Genomic DNA, 16,365 nt, shown 5'->3' with positions numbered 1-16,365 from the left:
GAGACTGTAGCTGAACTGAACGGTACGCATCAGCAGGAGTTGCTTCCGCTACCGCTTCCGGAACTCCACACTGATCCCATGACCGACCTCCAGGCGCCCACCACCACCGACCACGACGCGCTCGCCGACAGCACCGTCGCCCTCGTGCGGCAGTGGTTGGCCGAGGCCGAGACGTACCCGGTCGACGGCTCGGCGAAGCAGCTCGCCGGGGTCCTCGCCGACCCGAAGGGCCTGGCGTTCGCGGTCGGCTTCGTCGACGGTGTCGTCCGCCCGGAGGACCTCGGGGTCGCCGCCCGGAAGCTCCGGCAGATCGCGCCCGACGCTCCCGGCTTCCTGCCGGCGGCGCTCCGCGGGCTCGTCCGACTGGGCGGCGGCATGGCTCCCGTGCTGCCGGGGGTCGTCGTGCCGATCGCACGCCGGGTCCTCCGCGAGATGGTCGGACACCTCATCGTCGACGCCACCGACGCCAAGCTCGGCCCGGCGATCGCCAAGATCAAGCGCGACGGCGTCCGGCTCAACGTCAACCTGCTCGGCGAGGCGGTCCTCGGCGAGAAGGAGGCGTCGCGTCGTCTCGAGGGCACCGAGCGGCTGCTCGCCCGCCCCGACGTCGACTACGTGTCGATCAAGGTCTCGTCGACCGTGCACCCGCACTCGCCGTGGGCGTTCGACCACGCGGTCGAGGACATCATCGCGAAGCTCCGGCCGCTGTTCCGCCGTGCGGTGCAGAGCAGCCCGCGCAAGTTCATCAACCTCGACATGGAGGAGTACAAGGACCTCGACCTGACGATCGCGGTCTTCACGAAGCTCCTCGACGCGCCCGAGTTCACCGACCTCGAGGCCGGGATCGTCCTGCAGGCGTACCTGCCCGACGCGCTCGCCGCGATGCAGCAGCTGCAGGAGTGGTCCGCGGCCCGTCGTGCACGGGGCGGTGCCGACATCAAGGTGCGGCTCGTCAAGGGCGCGAACCTGCCGATGGAACAGGTCGAGGCGTCCGTGCACGGCTGGCCGCTCGCCACCTGGCACACGAAGCAGGACTCGGACACGAACTACAAGCGCGTGCTCGACTGGGCACTCACGCCGGAGCGCGTGGCGAACGTGCGGGTCGGGGTCGCCGGACACAACCTGTTCGACGTCGCACACGCCTGGCTGCTCGCCGGGGAGCGCGGGGTCCGCGAAGGCATCGAGTTCGAGATGCTGCTCGGCATGGCGCAGGGACAGGCCGAGGCCGTCCGCCGCACCGTCGGCTCGCTGCTCCTCTACACGCCGGTCGTGCACCCGGGCGAGTTCGACGTGGCGATCGCCTACCTGATCCGCCGCCTCGAAGAAGGGGCGTCGCAGGAGAACTTCATGTCGGCGGTGTTCTCGCTGGCGTCCTCGCCGCGGCTCTTCGCGCGTGAGGAAGCGCGCTTCCGCGACTCCCTCGCGCCGCTCGCGCAGCCGGGTGGCCTCGACGCCCCGCCCTCGCACCGCGTGGCGGACCGCTACGCGGCCGTCGAGCGACCGCGCCCCGGACACTTCGACAACACCCCCGACAGCGACCCGTCGGTCGCCGAGGTGCGGGAGTGGGGCGCGGCGATCACGTCGCGCGTCGCGTCGTCGACGCTCGGTGAGCGCGGCGTCCGGGAGGCCCGGCTCACCTCCGCCACGCAGCTCACCACGGTCCTCGACCGCGTCCGCACCGCCGGCACGTCGTGGGCGCAGTGGTCCGGCAGCGCGCGGGGCGCGGTGCTGCACGCGATCGGCGACGCACTCGACGCGAACCGCGCCGCACTCGTCGAGGTCATGGCGGCCGAGGCGGGCAAGACCATCGACCAGGCCGACCCCGAGGTGTCCGAGGCGATCGACTTCGCGCACTTCTACGGTGAGCTCGCCGGGCAGCTCGACGAGGTCGACGGCGCCGCCTTCTCGCCCGCCGCCCTGACCCTGGTGACGCCCCCGTGGAACTTCCCGGTCGCGATCCCCGCCGGGTCGACCCTCGCCGCGCTCGCCGCCGGGTCCGCCGTCGTGCTCAAGCCGGCGCCCCCGGCTGAGCGCTGCGGCGCCGTCCTGGCGTCGGTCATCGAGACCGCGCTCGACGCTGCCGGGGCACCTGCCGACGTCCTGGCCTTCGTGCAGGTGGCGGAGGACGACCTCGGCAAGCAGCTGATCGCCGCGCCGCAGGTCGACCGCGTGATCCTGACCGGTGCGTACGAGACCGCCGAGCTCTTCCGGTCGTTCCGCCCCGACCTGCCGCTGCTCGCGGAGACCTCGGGCAAGAACGCGATCATCGTCACCCCGTCGGCCGATCTCGACCTCGCCGTGAAGGACGTCGTCGCCTCGGCGTTCGGGCACGCGGGGCAGAAGTGCTCGGCGGCGTCGCTCGTCGTGCTCGTCGGGTCCGTCGCGACCTCGCGCCGCTTCCGGTCCCAGCTGCTCGACGCCGTCTCGTCGCTCACGGTCGGGTACCCGACCGACCCCACCACGCAGATGGGCCCGGTGATCGAGCCCGCGACCGGCAAGCTGCTCGATGGGCTCACGACGCTCGGCACGGGGGAGACCTGGGCCGTGCAGCCGAAGCGGCTCGACGAGACCGGGCAGCTCTGGAGCCCGGGTGTCCGCGACGGCGTGCGTCGCGGGTCCGCCTTCCACCGCACGGAGTACTTCGGTCCGATCCTCGGCATCATGACCGCGTCGACCCTCGACGAGGCCATCGACATCGTCAACGAGGTCGACTACGGCCTGACCTCGGGCCTGCACTCGCTCGACGCGTCCGAGATCGGCACGTGGCTCGAGCGGATCCAGGCGGGCAACCTCTACGTCAACCGCGGCATCACCGGCGCGATCGTCCGTCGCCAGCCGTTCGGTGGGTGGAAGAAGTCGGCCGTCGGTGCCGGTACCAAGGCCGGTGGCCTCAACTACCTGCTCGGGCTCGGTTCGTGGACGTCCGCGACGGCGTCGAGCGGTGCCGCGGTGTCGTCGTCGGTGCGGTCCTTCGTCCGCGCGACCGGCGTCTCGTCCGAGGTGCTCGACCGCGCCACGGCGTCCGACGAGCAGGCCTGGTCGACGCTGTTCGGCGCCGCGGTCGACGTGTCGGCGCTGAGCGCCGAGCGGAACATCGCCCGGTACCTGCCGTACCCCGGCGTCCACGTCCGGCTCGCGTCGGCGGAGGAGTCCTCGGCCGCCGACCTCGTTCGGGTGGTGGCCGCGGCGCTCCGTGCCGGCACGACCGTGGACGTCTCGACGGCCGCGTCGCTGCCGTCGGCCGTCGCGTCCGCGATCCGCGCGCTGCCGAACGTCCGCTCGGTCGCCGAGGGGCAGACCGACGACGCGTTCGCCAGCCGCATCGCGCGCGGCGACTCCACGCGGGTGCGTCTCGTCGGCGGGGACACCGCGGCGCTGACGACGGCGATCGGTGGGCGTCCCGACGTCGCGGTGTACGGCGAGCCCGTCACCGAGGCCGGGCGGATCGAGCTGCTGCCGTTCCTCCGCGAGCAGGCGGTGTCGATCACCGCGCACCGCTTCGGCACGCCGAACCACCTCACCGACGCGCTCGTCTGACCCGGTCCGTTCATCTGACACGGTCCGCACCGGGCGTCGAACCACGGAGCCGACGTCGAACCAGCACCGCCCGCTGGTTCGATGTCGGCGTCCTGGTTCTGTGCGCGACGGCCGCGGCGCCGAGTGCGTGTTCCGGACCGTCAGCGGTGCAGGGGGCGCCTCCGCCGGTCGCCCCGGTGGGCCGCTGCGTACCGTGGCGGGCATGTGCGAGTCCGTCCAGTGCCCGGTGTGCGGCAAGACCTCGTGGACCGGTTGCGGCGACCACGTGCGGGACGTCCTCCGCGGCGTCCGCCGTCGTGACCGCTGCACGGGCCACGGACTCCCGCGCCACGTGTTCGACACCGCTGGCTTCCGGTGAGCGCGTCGGAGACGACGGGTGACGGCATCGTCGAGCCGCAGGGCTTCTCGCACGTGCGACTCACAGTGACCGACATCGCGCGGAGCAAGGCGTTCTACGAGCAGTTGTTCGGCACGGCACCCGGCAGTGACTTCAGCGACCAGATCGACGACCCGACGGTCCGCGACGACCCGTGGCGCACCTACGGCGGCTGCTCGTTCACCTTCCACGGGCAGACGCTCGGGCTCCGACCGGTCGCCCCGGCCGGCGACCGCTTCGACCCCGACCGCGTCGGCCTCGACCACCTGAGCCTCCGCGTGTCGTCCGTCGACGACCTCCACCGGGCCGTCGGACGGCTCGACGCTGCGGGCATCGCGCACGGCGAGGTCACGGACCTCGAACCGTTCGGCCTCGTGATCCTCTCGCTGCAGGACCCGGACGACATCAACCTCGAACTCGCAGCGCCCCGTCCGGACCCCGCTCGCCAGGACGACTGACAACGCTGGCCGGTAGCCGCACGACCCCCACCGCCGCCCAGGTGCCCGGCGTTGGCTCGACGGCATGAGCGAACAGATCGTCAAGCCCCTCGGCCTCGCACACGTGCGGGTCACCGTCACCGACATCCACCGCAGCAAGGCCTTCTACGAGCAGTTGTTCGGCACGGCACCGGCGATGGACTTCAGTGAGCACATCGACGAGCCCGGGATCACCGAGGACCGCGAGCGGCTGTACGGCGGTGCGATCTTCCCTGTCGGTGAGCAGCTGTTCGGCCTGCGCCCCGTCGCACCGAGCGGTCAGCGCTTCGACCCGGACACGGTCGGCCTCGACCACGTGAGCTTCGTGGTCGGCTCCGTCGACGAGCTCCACGCAGCCGCCGAGCGACTCGACGCCGCGGGCATCGAGCACGGCGAGGTCACCGACCTCGGCGATGCGGGCATGGTCATCCTGTCGGTCCAGGACCCGGACGACATCAACCTGGAGCTCGCCGCGCAGAAGTGACGTTCCCGATCGCGTCCGCAGCGTCGATCCCGGCGCTGCGGACCCGGTCAGGGCCGCAGGATGTACTCGAAGGTCGCCCGCGCGCGAGCCGGGTCGGGGGTGTCGCCCGAGATCAGGTCGGCGTACGTGAAGGACTCCGAGACCCGGACGAGCAACCGTGCGAGTTCCTCGGCGGACAGCGGCGCCGGGTCGAAGGTGCCGGCCTCCTGCTCCGCGCTGATGACGGTCGCGACCACGGCGACGAACCGCCGCTGCACGTCGCTGTCGGTGGTCGTCAGGAGCCGGAGGGCGCGGCTGGGCTCCCGCGTGAGGAACGCGCGGAAGTACGGCGCCCGGATGAGGTCCACCGTGAAGTGGTCGAGGACGTCGACGATGCGGGCGGCGCCCGCGGGCGATGCGGCGCGACCCGCGGCGTCGAGCGTGGGGACGGCCAACGACCAGAGGATCTCCGACAGGAGCTGGTCGCGGTTGCCGACCCACCGGAACAGCGACGTGCGGTCCACGCCGAGCGACGACGCGAGCGAGCCCATGTCGATCCTGGCCCCGTCGATGAACGCACGTCGCGCCGACCGGAAGGCGCGCTGGGAGTCGCCGTGGGCCTCCAGTCTGGCCGCGAGCGCGCTCGGGACGAGCGCCGATCCGAGTGTGCCGAGTGGCTGGTTGCTCACCGTTCCCCCTGAGTGCCGCTGCCGGTCTTGCAACGTTTTCGAGAATGATGCATCGTTGCTCCCATGTCAACGTCGATCACCGACACGCCCCTGCTCGAGTCCGACTTCTACCGGTTCCAGGAGGGGCTCACGGCCCGTGAGCGGGAGTCGCTCGGGCAGCTGCGCGCGTACCTCGAGGCCGAGGTGCGTCCGATCGCCGACCAGTACTGGGCCCGGGCCGAGTTCCCGGTGCAGACGATCGCGCCGCTCGCCGAGCTCGGCATGTACGGCCCGAGCATCCCGCTCGTGCGGCAGTTCGAGAACTCGGCCGTGTACCGCGGGTGGGCCGCACTCGAGCTCGGCCGCATCGACGCGGGCGTCTCGACGTTCATCGGCGTGCAGTCGGGGCTCGCCATGAACTCGATCGCCGTGGGCGGCAGCGACGAGCAGCAGCAGGAGTGGCTGCCGCGGATGGCGCGCGGCGAGGTCGTCGGCGCCTTCGGTCTGACGGAGCCGCTGTCCGGCAGCGACTCGGCGCGCGGACTCCGGACGACCGCTCGGCGTGACGGCGACACGTGGGTGCTCGACGGCGAGAAGCGCTGGATCGGCAACGCGACCTTCGCCGACGTCGTCGTGATCTGGGCGAAGGACGTCGCCGACGAGCAGGTCAAGGGCTTCCTCGTCACGACGGACACCCCCGGGTTCACCGCGACGAAGATCGAGGACAAGATCGCGCTGCGGACCGTGCAGAACGCCGACATCGTCCTGGACGGCGTCCGCGTGCCCGAGTCGCGCCGGCTGCAGCGCGCCGACTCGTTCCGCACGACGGCCGCCGTGCTCCGCCTGACCCGGACCGAGGTCGCGTGGCAGGCGATCGGCATCGCCATCGGCGCGTACGAGGCGGCGCTCGACTACGCGCGGAACCGGATCCAGTTCGGCAAGCCGATCGCGGCGCACCAGATGGTGCAGGACCTGCTCGTGCGGTCGCTCATGAACATCACCGCGTCGATCGCACTGTGCACGCAGGCCTCGGCGATGCAGGACCAGGGCGTCGGCGCGGACGAGCACTCGGCGATGGCGAAGGCGTTCGCGACGGCGAAGATGCGCGAGACCGTCGCGTGGTGCCGCGAGGTGCAGGGCGGCAACGGCATCGTCCTCGACAAGGGCGTCGCGCGGTTCTTCTCGGACGCCGAGGCGATCTACTCGTACGAGGGAACGCGCGAGGTGAACACGCTCATCGTCGGGCGCGCGATCACGGGTGAGGCCGCGTTCGTCTGAGGCGGAGATACGCTCCCGCGACACCGCACGTGTCGATCGACACGTGCGATGTCGCGAACGGGACGCGGAGGCCAGCGGCCCGCCGGCACGGGCGCCGCTCAGCCGAGCAGCTCCGGCCGCTCCCACTCCTCACCGAGCACGTGCTGCCCGAGGAACGCGAACACCGTCTGGTACCAGACCACCGCGTGCTGCGGCTTGAGGACCCAGTGGTTCTCGTCCGGGAAGTACAGGAACCGGTGCGGCATCGTGCCGTCCGCCGCCGCGTGGTGCTCGGCGAGCTCGGACCACAGCCGGAGTCCCTCGCCGATCGGCACCCGGTGGTCGCGGTCACCGTGGATGACGAGCATCGGTGACGTGATGTCCGTCACGAACCGGTGCGGGTCGTTGTCCCGCATCCCCTGCTCGTCGAAGATCGACTGCCAGTACTGCGACATGTCCGTGGTGCCCACGAACTGCTCGAGCGCCCACAGGCTCGCGTGCGTGACGACCGCTCGGAAGCGGTCGGTGTGCCCGGCGATCCAGTTCGCCATGTACCCGCCGAACGATCCGCCCATCGCCGCGGTCCGGGTCTCGTCGACGTCGGGCCTTGCGGCGACGGCGTCGGTGATCGCCATCAGGTCGGTGTACGGCGCCTGACCCCAGGCGTTCCACCCGCGGTTCACGAAGTCGAGTCCGTAGCCGGTCGACAGCGCCGGGTCGGGCAGGAGCACCGCGTAGCCCTGCGCCGCCGCGAGCATCGGGGTCCAGCGCCACGACCACTGGTTCCACGAGTTGAGGGGACCGCCGTGGATCCAGAGCAGCAGCGGGTGCGGACCGTCGCCCTCGGGCAGCACGAGCCACCCGCGGACCCGAGCGCCGTCGGCGGCGGTCGTCTCGACCTCCTCCAGCCGTCCGGGAACCGTGGGCAGCGGCGCCGGCGTCGGCAGGGCGGTCACCGTGCCGTCGGCGTCGATCCGGACCGGGTGCAGCGGTGCCGCCCAGGAGGCCCGGAGCGCCACCACGACACCGCTCGCGGCCGACACGCGGAGACCCGAGTACGCCCAGTCGTCGGTGGTCAACTGCACGACGGCGCCGCCGTCGAGCGGGATGCGGAAGACCGGCGCGCGGCCGTCCTGGTCCGCCACCGCCAGGAGCGCACCGTCGTCGGGCGCGAACACCAGCTCGGACGGCCAGCGGTCCCAGCCCTCGGCGATCCGGCGGGCACCGGAGCCGTCGATCCCGGCGGTCCACACCTCCTGCTCGTTCGCGCCCGCGGGGGTGGAGCGGACCGTGCGGACCCAGGCGATCGTGGTGCCGTCGTGCGAGAGCGTGGGGAGTTCGTGGTCGGTGTCCGGCTCGTCGAACAGCACGGTGCGCGCCGCGGTGTCGACGTCGATCGACACGATGACGCTCCGGTGGCCGCGCTCGGTCTGCACCCCGACGGCGGCGAGGAGCGTCCGGCCGTCCGGCGTGAGCGCACCGGACACGTGGTCGAGCGAGCGACCCGGCGCCGGCGTGACGTCGAGCGGTTCCGGCAGGTGTGCCGGGTAGGGCGCAGGAGCGTCGGACGGGCGTCCGGCGCTGGCGTCCGTGGTGACACCGGTCGCGGGCTCGGCCGCGATCGGTTCGGTGAGGTCGCCCAGGTCGAGCGCGAGCACGTGCGGCTCGGCCGGCCCGAGGTCGTGGTCCCAGAAGCGGACCGGGTACGTCTCGTGGAGGATCGCGTGCACCCCCGCGTCGTCACGGCGCTTCCGCAGCGCGGCGTCTCGCGAGACGACGCCCACGCGCTCTCCGGCGGCGGCGGTGGGCAGCAGGTCGGCGGTGAGCGCGACCACGTCGGCGTCGTCGGCGGTCGCGAGAAGCCCGCCGACGCCCCCGGCCAGGCGGGTGACCGGGCGGGCGTCACCGCCCGCGGCCGGCAGCAGCCACAGCTGCGCGGTGTCGTCCTCGGAGTCGGCGTCGGGCCGGCCGGAGACGAACAGCAGGTCGCCGTTCCGGGTGAACGACGCGCCGGACTCGCCCTTCGCGCTCCGCGTGAGCCGGACGGGTACGCCGTCGCCGCTCGAGGCGACGGACCACACCGCGCGCCGGTACCCGGTGGCGTCGGGAGCGAGCGTGCTCACCGTCAGCGCGACCCGCTGCCCGTCCGGACTGAGCGCGATCCCGTCCACGCGGGGGAGTGCGATGAACTGGTCCAGGTCTGAGAACGGCGTCGTCATGACCTCACGCTACGGGGCGACGTGCACCCTGCAACAGCCCCGGACCCGATCTGTGGACGAGTGGTCCGGCACCGGTGCGCGAGCGGTTCAGGCCCAGAACGCGGCGATCGCCTCGGCCACGGCCTCACCCTGCCGGCGTCCCTCGGTCGCCGCGGGCGCCTGCGTCGACAGCGACAGCGAGTTGTCGCCGAAGGCGTGCTGCGCCCCGCTGTCCGCCACGACGACCTCCACCGAGCTCCCGCCCGCGCGGAGCGACTCGACGGCGAGCTCGAGCCACGGACCGAGCGGCGACGGGCCCTCGGGGCCGCAGGCGACGATGAGCACCCGCTCGTGTCCGGCGGCGACGTCCGCGTTCGTGGCCGAGCGGAGGCCGCCGTCGATGTGCGGGACGCCGTCGATCCGGACCGGGGACCACACGAACGGCACCGAGCAGCTCGCGGCCACGGCGCGGGGGAGCGGCACGCCCGTGGTCGCGGTGAGCACCTTGAACGTGCCGTCGACCGCGTCGAGGGTCGTGACGCCGAGCGGCTTCTCCGGCCACTCGGGCGAGGGCAGCGTCTCGCTGAACGTCGCCGTGCGCTCGTCGTCGGTCTGCCCGGTGACGACCTGCTGCGCGACCGCGCCGAGGCGGGCCCGGGCGTCCTGCTCCGAGGTGGCCCCGGCGAGCACCGCGGCCAGGCGCTGCTGGAAGTCCTCGCCGCCGATCCGCTCCGGCTCGACGTAGGTGCTCGGCACGGGCGCGTGTTGCTGCTCGTACGCGCTGGCGATGCCGCCGCCGCGGACGAAGGCGCCCACGACGCTGCCGGCGCTCGAGCCGACGACCAGGTCGGCGGCGTCGAGGTCGACGCCCGCGTCCTGCAGGGCGGAGAGCACCCCGACCTCCCACGCGATGCCGGCGACGCCGCCTCCGCCGAGGACGAGTGCTCTGGTTCCGGGCGTGGGCGTGGCGACGTCGGTCATGGGTCCTGCTTACCAGGTGACCGGCAGACGGACGGGAGGCGCGTGGCGATCCAGCCACGCGCCTCCCGTCCGTCTGCCACCCCGGTCAGGGGATCAGGCGGCCCCGTGGCTGGCGCGGCTCCGCCGCGACAGCGAGTCGATGATGACGGCGAGCAGCAGCACGGCGCCGGTGATCATGTAGCGGATCGACGAGTCGAGGCTCAGCAGGGTCAGGCCGTTCGAGATCGACTGGATGACGATGATGCCGAGCAGCGCCGACCACGCGCTGCCCCGACCGCCGAACAGGCTCGTCCCGCCGATGACCGCCGCGGCGATCGCGTTGAGGTTCGTGTCGCCGGCACCCGAGGACAGGCTGGCCGAGTTGAGCCGCGCGGCCGCCAGGATCCCGCCGACCGTGGCGAAGAGCGAGGTGAGCACGAACACCGAGATGTAGATGCGGTTCACCCGGATGCCGGAGCGTCGAGCCGCCTCGACGTTGCCACCGACCGCGTAGACCGATCGGCCCCAGCGCGTGCGCTTGAGCAGGAAGTTCATGAGCACGACGAGGACGACGAAGAACACGAACGAGGTGCCGGTGCCGAAGTCGCGGGAGAGGTACCAGACCATCACGGCGAGCCCGACGAACAGCAGGACGGACTTCGTGATCGTCAGGGACATCGCACCCGTCGAGAGCCCGGCCTTCCGGCGGCGGGCGGCGCGGCGGACCTCGGTGACGAAGAGCCCGCCGGCCGCGACGGCGGCGAGCAGGTACGCGAGCCACGGCGGCAGGTACGACGCCGAGGCGAACTGCACGATCGGGTCGGTGTACGGCAGGTTGATCGACCCGTTCGGCCCGAGGATGAGCAGCTGCAGGCCGAGGAAGCCGAGCAGCCCGGCGAGGGTGATCACGAAGCTCGGGACCCCGAACCGGGTGAACAGCAGCCCGTAGAGCAGCCCGGCCGCTGCGCCGACCGCGAGCGCGACGACGAGGACGAGCCAGAGCGGCCAGCCGAGCGTCGTCAGGCCCTGGCCGAGGATCGCGGCGGCGAGCCCGCTGACACTGCCGACGGAGAGGTCGATCTCGCCGAGCAGCAGGACGAGGACGATGCCGATCGCGATGGTGCCGACCGCCGCGCACTGCAGCGCGAGGTTCACCAGGTTGCCGGGCGACAGGAAGTCGGGGGAGAGGGCCTGGAACACCGCCCAGATGACGATGAGGCCGACGACCACCGGCAGCGATCCGATGTCGCCGCCGCGGACCCGGCGGACGAACGCCTTTGCGGCGCCGCCGAGCCCCTGGTCGCGGAGCAGCCGCTCGTCCTGCAGGTCCGCCGCGGAGGCCGTCGGGGTCGCCGCGGTGAGGGTCTCGTCGGTCTTGCTCATGCTGGGGTCTCCTGCTCGGTCCGGGCGGCCGCGCGGCGCGTGACGGCGTTGTCGGTGGCACCGGTGATGGCGGCGATGATCTCCTCGTACGAGACGTCGTCGATGCGGAAGGTGCCGTTGTTCCGGCCGAGGCGGAGCACCGCGACCCGGTCGGCCACGGCCTGCACGTCCGCGAGGTTGTGGCTGATGAGGATCACGCCGAGGCCCCGCTCACGGAGGCGCTCGACGAGGTTGAGGACCTCGGCGGTCTGTGCGACGCCGAGCGCGGCGGTCGGCTCGTCGAGGATCACGACCTGGGGGTCCCCGATGAGCGAGCGGGCGATCGCGACGGTCTGCCGCTGCCCGCCGGAGAGCGACGCGATCGGGATGCGGACCGAGGGGATCCGCGCGGCGAGCTGCTGCAGGAGCTCCCACGAGCGGCGTTCCATCTCCTCCTCGTCGAGGAACGGGTGCGCGATCTCGCGCCCGAGGTACAGGTTCGACACGACGTCGAGGTTGTCGGCGAGGGCGAGGTCCTGGAAGACGGTCGCGATGCCCAGGCTCTGCGCGGCGGCCGGGTTCGGCACGGTGACCTCGTCGCCGCCGAACGTGATGGTGCCGCCGTCGGGCGTGTAGACCCCGGCGAGGATCTTCACGAACGTGGACTTGCCGGCGCCGTTGTCGCCGACGATGGCGACCACTTCACCCGGGTACACGTCGAAGTCGATCTCGCTCAGGGCCTGGACGGCGCCGAACCGCTTCGTGATGCCGCGGAGGGACATCACCGGTTCGGCGGATGGGTGTGGTGCGGGTGCCTCGTTGCTCACGGGAGCGTCCTCTCCGAGGTGGGGCCCGCCCGGTCCTGCGGGACCGGACGGGCGGGTGGGTCGGTGCGGGTCCGGGCTGCCCCGGGTTCGGGGACGTCCCGGACCCGCGTCGGGACTACTGGATGCCGGCGCTGGAGCAGGCCGAGGCGTACTGCGAGGTGCAGATCTGGTCGACCTTGTACAGGCCGTCCTTCACGACGGTGTCCTGCACGTTCTTCGTCGTCACCGCGACGGGCTCGAGCAGGGTCGACTGCACGGACGCACCACCGGCGGTCTGCACCGTGGTCTCGCCCTTCGGGTCCTCGCCCTTGGCGAACTGGATCGCCAGGTCGGCGGCCTTCGACGCCTCGGGCTTGAACGCCTTGTAGACGGTCATGTACTGCTCACCCGCGAGGATGCGCTGGATGCCGGCGAGGCTGGCGTCCTGACCGGTGACCGGCGGGAGCGTCTTCGCACCGGCCGCCTTGAGGGCCGCGATGACACCGCCGCCGGTGTCGTCGTTCGCCGCGTACACGCCGGCGATCTCGTCGGTGCCCAGCTTGCTGATCTGCCCGGCTGCCCAGTCCTGGGCCTTGGCCGGGTCCCATCCGGGGGTGTCGTACTCGGCGAGGACCTTGTACCCGCTCTTGTCGATGACCGAGTGCGCGCCCTTCTTGAACTGCGAGGCGTTGTTGTCGGTCGGGGAGCCGTTGACCATGATGATCCCCGATCCGGACGGCACGTTCTTCGCCTCGAGGGCGTCGACGAGCGCCTGACCCTGCAGCTCGCCGACCTTCTCGTTGTCGAACGAGATGTAGTAACTCAGGTCGGGGCTGTTGATGAGCCGGTCGTAGGAGATGACCGGGACCTTCTTGGCCTTCGCCTGCTGCACGATCGAGGCGGCGGCCTCGCCGTCGAACGGGTCGAGGACGAGGACCTTGACGCCCTGGGTGAGCATCGACTGGGCCTGCTGGAGCTGCTTCGACGCGTCGCCGTCGGCGTTCGCGTAGACGACCGAGCAGTCCGGGCACTGCTTCTTCACCTCGGCGGTGAAGAGCGGGCGGTCGGCGCTGGCGTAGCGGGCGGTGACGGAGTCGGGCAGGAGCAGGCCGATCTTCGCGTTCGACGCGTCCCCGCCGCCTCCCCCGGAGCCGTTGTTCGCGTCCGCTCCGTTCGAGCAACCGGCGAGTGTGGTGATCGCGAGCAGCAGGGCGCCGGCACCCAGCATGGCGCGTGTGGTGGCTTTCTTCATTGAAACGTCCTCCAACAGGTGGACCGCCCACAGTGGCGGTGTGCTGAGTGTGGCAGCGGACGTCCTTGGCTGCAAGACTTGAACGCAAGGGATGCGCGGGTGATACCGAAAACGTTATCTAGGCCGGACGGTCCGGCCGCCGACCGATGCCCGGGTCAGCGTGCCCGCGTGACGTCCACCGACTCGATCGCCAGCGCGAGCGCCCCGGTCACCGCCGCGCGTTCGCCGAGCTGCCCCTGCACGACGTCCGGGGTGCCGTCCGCGTCGACGATGAGCGACGACTCGAGGGCGTGCCGCATCGGCCCGAGCAGCAGCTCGCCGGCGCGGGCGAACTCCCCGGTGACGACGAGGCGCTCCGGGTCGAGCAGGTTGCACAGGCCGACGGCCGCGGTGCCGATCGCGCGTCCCGCATCGGCGATCGCCCGGATGCACACGTCGTCGCCGGCCATCGCACGGAGGACGAGGTCCGCGAGCTTGAGCGTGCCGACCTCGTCGCGGATGCCGGCGAGGACCGCCGGGGCGCCGGCGACCGCCTCGAGGCATCCGCGGTTCCCGCACCGGCACACGGGACCGTGCGGCACGACGGGCGTGTGCCCGAACTCGCCCGCGACACCGTGGTGCCCGCGGAAGAGCCGCCCGTCGAGCACGAGCCCCGCGCCGATGCCGTTCCCGACGTCGAGCGTGACGACCGTGCTCCGCCCGCGCGCCGCACCGCTGCGGTGCTCGGCGAGGGCCGCGAGGTTGGCCGAGTTGTCCACCTGCACCGGCTTGTCGAGTCGTCTCGCCAGGGACGCCCCGAGCGGCACGCCGTCCCAGCCGCGGAGGATCCCGCCCCGGGCCGTCATGCCGGTCCGTCGGTCGATCGGCGCGGCCACGGCGAGACCGACGGCGAGCACCTCGCTCATCGACGACCCGATGGACTCGACCATGTCCATCACGAGCAGCGCGGTCTTGTCGAGCTCGGCGTCCGCCCGGTGGTCGCGGGCGAGGGGCATGTGCCGCTCGGCCAGGACGGTCGCGTTGAGGTCGGAGAGCGCGACCCGGAGGTGTCTGGGCGAGACGTGCACGCCGGCGACCAGGCCGAGGCCGTGCGGCAGCGTGACGCGCAGGGCCCGTCGGCCGCTCGACGTGCTCGGGGTGGCGTGCAGGGAGCCGGTGGCGACGAGCTCCTTGACGATGTTCGACACCGTCGCCGGGGAGAGCCCGGTCACGCCCGCCAGCTCGACCTGGGTCAGTCCGCCGTGCCGCTTGACCGCGGCGATGACCCGGCCCCGGTTGGCTTCACGCAGTGAAGTCTGGTTCCCGGGACTGCGGCGTGGCTCTGACACGGGGACAGCGTAACGGGCGGCTCACGGCGGACAGCCGTGACCGCGAGCGGACGGGAGGCGCATGGCGGACCCGCCACGCGCCTCCCGTCCGGCTCGCTACTCGCCCTGGACGTCGACGAGCACCTTGCCCACCGCGTCGCCCTCGACGGCGTCGTGCGCGGCGGCGGTGTCCTCGAGCGCGAAGCGGACGAGGGGGAGCCCCGCCTCCTCGCCGACGGGCAGCACGCCGTCGCGGAGCGCGGCGGTGACGTCCTCGGCCGCTGCGGACAGCGCGCGGTCGCCGATCGTGTAGAGCAGCAGGAACTGGTAGCGCGCGTTGACCGACATGTTCGGACGGATCGGCAGCGTGGCGTCGTCACCGCCGTTGTTCGCGTAGATCGAGACGATGCCGTGGTTCGCCAGGACGTCGGCGACGAGCTGCGCGTTCTGCGGGATCGAGACCTCGACGACGATGTCCACGCCGTCGGGGGCGATCTCGCGGATGCGGGCGGCGGCGTCCTCGTCGCGGTAGTTCACCGTGTGGTGCGCGCCGGCGGCGGTGGCGAGGGCGGCCTTGGCGTCGGAGCTGATCGTCGAGACGACGGTGGCACCGGCCCAACGGGCGAGCTGGATCGCGGCGTGCCCGACGGCTCCGGCGCCGCCGGCGACGAGCACCGTCCGGCCCGCGAGCGCACCGGGGGCCAGGCGGCTCGGGCCGTCCTCGTGGGTGGTGAGCGCGCGGTGGGCGGTCATCGCCGGGACGCCGAGGGAGGCGCCGACGTCGAGGCTCGTGCCCTCGGGCAGCTGTACGGCGCGCTCCGCCGGGACGACGGTGAACTCCTGCGCGGTGCCGGTCGGGCGGCTCGCGGCGGCCATGTACAGCCAGACGCGGTCGCCCTCGTGCAGGGTGTCGACGCCCTCGCCGACCGCGTCGACCACGCCGGCGCCGTCCTGGTTCGGCGTGATCTCGGGGAAGGGCAGGCCGTCGCCGTAGGTGCCGCCCGCGCGGGCCTTCCAGTCGGTGGGGTTGACGCCGGAGACCACGACGCGGACGCGGACCTCGCCGGGACCGGGCTGCGGGACCTCCCGCTCGACCAGGTCGAGGACGCTGCTGTCACCGGGCTTCGTGTAGACGATCGATCGCATGCCACCAGGCAACCACCGGGCGTCGACGTGTCTTCCGGGCGACGGTCAGCGGACGACGGCCGCGCGCGTCGTCGGTCCGGCGGTGGCCGTGCGTGTCGTCGGCCCGGCGGCGTCAGCGGGCGGCATCAGCGTGCGTCGTAGGCGTCGCGGCTGTCCTGCACGTCTGCCATGTGCGACGTCGCCCAGTCCTCGAGCGGCTCGAGCACGGCGCGGAGCGACCGGCCGCGCTCGGTCAGCTCGTACTCGACGTGCGGCGGGATCTCGGGGAAGACGGTCCGCGTCACGATCCCGTCGCGCTCGAGCGCACGGAGCGTCTGCGTCAGCATCTTCTGCGAGACGCCCTGCACCCGCGCCGCGATCGCCGAGTATCGCCGGGGCCCGTCGACGAGCGATCCGATCGTCAGCACGCTCCACCGGTCACCGATGCGGTCGAGCAGCTGCCGAGAGGGGCAGTCCGCCGCGTAGGGGCTGTACTCGAGCGCTGACATCGTGACCTCCGTTACGCACCGAGAGGTGCCTACTTCCCGGGAGAGAGTAACGCGAGTACGGTCGGGTCC

The 16,365-nt window shown here is 72.3% G+C and carries 14 protein-coding genes; 5 read left to right on the top strand and 9 right to left on the bottom strand.

Annotated elements, in window-relative coordinates:
• Positions 1-78 precede the first annotated feature (78 nt).
• The 4 genes from AB0N84_RS06285 to AB0N84_RS06270 all read left to right on the top strand — a co-directional run bounded on the left by AB0N84_RS06285 (position 79) and on the right by AB0N84_RS06270 (position 4,873).
• Positions 79-3,537, top strand: a complete 3,459-nt coding sequence (locus AB0N84_RS06285; RefSeq protein ID WP_363544435.1) for a bifunctional proline dehydrogenase/L-glutamate gamma-semialdehyde dehydrogenase — start codon at positions 79-81, stop codon at positions 3,535-3,537.
• 202 nt (positions 3,538-3,739) lie between these two features.
• Positions 3,740-3,895 (top strand): hypothetical protein, encoded by a 156-nt coding sequence (locus tag AB0N84_RS06280; protein WP_182046326.1) that lies wholly within the window; start codon positions 3,740-3,742, stop codon positions 3,893-3,895.
• Positions 3,892-4,371 (top strand): VOC family protein, encoded by a 480-nt coding sequence (locus AB0N84_RS06275; protein ID WP_363544433.1) that lies wholly within the window; start codon positions 3,892-3,894, stop codon positions 4,369-4,371. Before AB0N84_RS06280 ends, AB0N84_RS06275 begins: the two co-directional genes overlap by 4 nt.
• A gap of 64 nt (positions 4,372-4,435) precedes the next feature.
• On the top strand, positions 4,436-4,873 hold the full coding sequence (locus AB0N84_RS06270) for a VOC family protein (protein WP_069711209.1): 438 nt from the start codon (positions 4,436-4,438) through the stop codon (positions 4,871-4,873).
• Between the two features lie 47 nt (positions 4,874-4,920).
• Here AB0N84_RS06270 and AB0N84_RS06265 read toward each other — a convergent pair whose 3' ends face one another.
• Positions 4,921-5,541 (bottom strand): QsdR family transcriptional regulator, encoded by a 621-nt coding sequence (locus AB0N84_RS06265; RefSeq protein ID WP_363544431.1) that lies wholly within the window; start codon positions 5,539-5,541, stop codon positions 4,921-4,923.
• 63 nt (positions 5,542-5,604) lie between these two features.
• On the opposite strand from AB0N84_RS06265, the gene AB0N84_RS06260 reads away from it, so the two are divergent.
• The gene (locus AB0N84_RS06260; RefSeq protein WP_069711208.1) at positions 5,605-6,798 is read left to right on the top strand and encodes an acyl-CoA dehydrogenase family protein; all 1,194 of its coding nucleotides are present in this window, start codon (positions 5,605-5,607) and stop codon (positions 6,796-6,798) included.
• Positions 6,799-6,896: 98 nt separating this feature from the next.
• Here the strand turns inward: AB0N84_RS06260 and AB0N84_RS06255 are convergent, their stop codons facing one another.
• The 8 genes from AB0N84_RS06255 to AB0N84_RS06220 form a co-directional block, all read right to left on the bottom strand.
• Positions 6,897-8,996 carry a prolyl oligopeptidase family serine peptidase gene (locus tag AB0N84_RS06255; RefSeq protein ID WP_363544428.1) on the bottom strand — a complete coding sequence of 700 codons (2,100 nt, stop codon included), beginning with the start codon at positions 8,994-8,996 and terminating at the stop codon, positions 6,897-6,899.
• An 87-nt stretch (positions 8,997-9,083) separates the two neighbouring features.
• On the bottom strand, positions 9,084-9,956 hold the full coding sequence (locus AB0N84_RS06250) for a patatin-like phospholipase family protein (protein ID WP_363544426.1): 873 nt from the start codon (positions 9,954-9,956) through the stop codon (positions 9,084-9,086).
• Between the two features lie 93 nt (positions 9,957-10,049).
• A complete protein-coding gene (locus AB0N84_RS06245) occupies positions 10,050-11,318 on the bottom strand; it encodes a sugar ABC transporter permease (RefSeq protein WP_182046321.1) in 1,269 nt (422 codons plus the stop codon).
• Positions 11,315-12,079, bottom strand: coding sequence for an ATP-binding cassette domain-containing protein (locus AB0N84_RS06240; RefSeq protein WP_182046384.1), 765 nt, complete (start codon positions 12,077-12,079; stop codon positions 11,315-11,317). The genes AB0N84_RS06245 and AB0N84_RS06240 overlap by 4 nt, the downstream gene beginning before the upstream one ends.
• Before the next feature lie 160 nt (positions 12,080-12,239).
• A complete protein-coding gene (locus AB0N84_RS06235) occupies positions 12,240-13,355 on the bottom strand; it encodes a sugar ABC transporter substrate-binding protein (RefSeq protein WP_182046320.1) in 1,116 nt (371 codons plus the stop codon).
• A 155-nt stretch (positions 13,356-13,510) separates the two neighbouring features.
• Positions 13,511-14,683 (bottom strand): ROK family transcriptional regulator, encoded by a 1,173-nt coding sequence (locus AB0N84_RS06230; protein ID WP_182046319.1) that lies wholly within the window; start codon positions 14,681-14,683, stop codon positions 13,511-13,513.
• Positions 14,684-14,779: 96 nt separating this feature from the next.
• Positions 14,780-15,808, bottom strand: a complete 1,029-nt coding sequence (locus AB0N84_RS06225) for an NADPH:quinone reductase (protein WP_363544423.1) — start codon at positions 15,806-15,808, stop codon at positions 14,780-14,782.
• 125 nt (positions 15,809-15,933) lie between these two features.
• Entirely contained in the window at positions 15,934-16,296 is a 363-nt protein-coding gene (locus AB0N84_RS06220; protein WP_289458696.1) for a helix-turn-helix domain-containing protein, read from the bottom strand.
• Between the last annotated feature and the right edge of the window lie 69 nt (positions 16,297-16,365).

Origin of the sequence: Curtobacterium sp. NPDC089185, assembly GCF_040685235.1 — a bacterium.
Classification (GTDB): Bacteria; Actinomycetota; Actinomycetes; order Actinomycetales; family Microbacteriaceae; genus Curtobacterium; species Curtobacterium citri.
Note: the sequence above shows the minus strand (reverse complement) of the source record. Positions and strands in the feature narration are given on the sequence as shown.

Bases quoted from the DNA above. Each gene is read 5' to 3' on its own strand.
- AB0N84_RS06285 (WP_363544435.1), top strand. From the start codon at position 79: ATGACCGACCTCCAGGCGCCCACCACCACCGACCACGACGCGCTCGCC.
- AB0N84_RS06250 (WP_363544426.1), bottom strand. From the start codon at position 9,956: ATGACCGACGTCGCCACGCCCACGCCCGGAACCAGAGCACTCGTCCTC.
- AB0N84_RS06245 (WP_182046321.1), bottom strand. From the start codon at position 11,318: ATGAGCAAGACCGACGAGACCCTCACCGCGGCGACCCCGACGGCCTCC.
- AB0N84_RS06280 (WP_182046326.1), top strand. From the start codon at position 3,740: ATGTGCGAGTCCGTCCAGTGCCCGGTGTGCGGCAAGACCTCGTGGACC.
- AB0N84_RS06220 (WP_289458696.1), bottom strand. From the start codon at position 16,296: ATGTCAGCGCTCGAGTACAGCCCCTACGCGGCGGACTGCCCCTCTCGG.
- AB0N84_RS06225 (WP_363544423.1), bottom strand. From the start codon at position 15,808: ATGCGATCGATCGTCTACACGAAGCCCGGTGACAGCAGCGTCCTCGAC.
- AB0N84_RS06235 (WP_182046320.1), bottom strand. From the start codon at position 13,355: ATGAAGAAAGCCACCACACGCGCCATGCTGGGTGCCGGCGCCCTGCTG.
- AB0N84_RS06260 (WP_069711208.1), top strand. From the start codon at position 5,605: ATGTCAACGTCGATCACCGACACGCCCCTGCTCGAGTCCGACTTCTAC.
- AB0N84_RS06240 (WP_182046384.1), bottom strand. From the start codon at position 12,079: ATGTCCCTCCGCGGCATCACGAAGCGGTTCGGCGCCGTCCAGGCCCTG.
- AB0N84_RS06255 (WP_363544428.1), bottom strand. From the start codon at position 8,996: ATGACGACGCCGTTCTCAGACCTGGACCAGTTCATCGCACTCCCCCGC.
- AB0N84_RS06270 (WP_069711209.1), top strand. From the start codon at position 4,436: ATGAGCGAACAGATCGTCAAGCCCCTCGGCCTCGCACACGTGCGGGTC.